Below are 1,344 nucleotides of genomic sequence, written 5' to 3' on the forward strand. Positions count from 1 at the left end.
GGTGCGGCAACCTCCACACGGCGCAAGGTGTTGCGCGTCATGAAATCCGCAGAGGCGATATATATCTTGCGCGTCTCGCCCTTGCCAAAGATGTAAATACGAGAATGTTCCAAGAATCTGCCGACAATGCTGACAACACGAATGTTTTCAGTTTTCTTCGGTACACCGGGAAGCAGACAGCAAATGCCGCGCACCACCATGTCAATCGGAACGCCCGCCTGCGATGCTGCCATGAGTCGATCCATGATTTTCTTGTCTGTCAGCGAGTTGATTTTGATGCCGATATATGCCTCTTCGCCGCGCTTGGCGAGAGCAATTTGCTCATCAATCATCTCCAGCACACGATTTTGCAGGCAATGTGGAGCAATGAGCAGAGGACCGCTCTGCTTGAGGGTTTCACCCATAGCCAAGGCTTGGAATACCTGCGCGGCATTGCGGCCGATTTCCTGATCGTATGTCAGAACCGAATAATCGGTGTACAGACGGGCGGTCTTTTCATTATAATTGCCCGTACCAATCTGGGTATAATATTCCGGCTGACCGTTTTCGCCCATGCGGGTAATCAGGCACAGCTTAGAATGGACTTTATAACCGTTGAGACCGTAAATCACGGTACAGCCTGCTTCTTCCAGTCGGCGCGACCATTCGATGTTGTTTTCCTCATCAAATCGAGCTTTCAGCTCGACCAGAACCAAGACATCCTTGCCATTTTCTGCGGCTTCACACAGGGCTTCGACAACCTGACTGTCCTTTGCCACGCGGTACAGCGTCATTTTGATGGAGACAACCTTCGGGTCGGTTGCTGCTTCATGCAGCATACGCAAAAACGGTTTGATGCTCTCATACGGATAGGAGAGCAGCTTGTCGTTCTGGCGCACTTGATCGAGTACCGGAATCTGACGTTGGATGCTCGCGGGCTGACGCGGCGAACGATGCGGATAAAACAGTGCACTGTTGCCGCGCAGGGTATTTTGCAGCATGAACAGATACGACAGATCCAGCGGCGTATTGTTTTTGAATACAGCGTATTCTTCGGTCTCCAAGTGCTTGCACAGCAGCTTGACAATGCGTTTGTCAAGGACACGGCTCATTTCTAAACGAATCGGTGCCAGACGGCGGCGTTTTTTCATCAAACCGCTCATGAACTCGCGATAGTCCAAATCCTCGTCATATAACGCATCGGCATCAATATCTGCATTTCTGGATACACGAATCAACGATTTTGCCTTGACGTCGTAATTCGGGAAAATCTTGGTGATAAAGTGCAGAATCAGCTCTTCGCTGAGCATATATGTCTTGGGACGTTCGGAAACTTGTACCAGACGCGGCAGGGCACTGCTGGAA

Annotated in this window: 1 protein-coding gene; it reads right to left on the reverse strand. The window is 50.6% G+C overall.

Annotated elements, in window-relative coordinates; translation table 11 throughout:
* Nucleotides 1-1,344: polyphosphate kinase 1 (gene ppk1 / locus ACR0P9_RS12735; RefSeq protein WP_432620715.1), on the reverse strand; the 1,344-nt coding region annotated here is incomplete at both ends.

Origin of the sequence: Butyricicoccus sp. (assembly GCF_050872565.1) — a bacterium.
Classification (GTDB): domain Bacteria; phylum Bacillota; class Clostridia; order Oscillospirales; family Butyricicoccaceae; genus Butyricicoccus_A.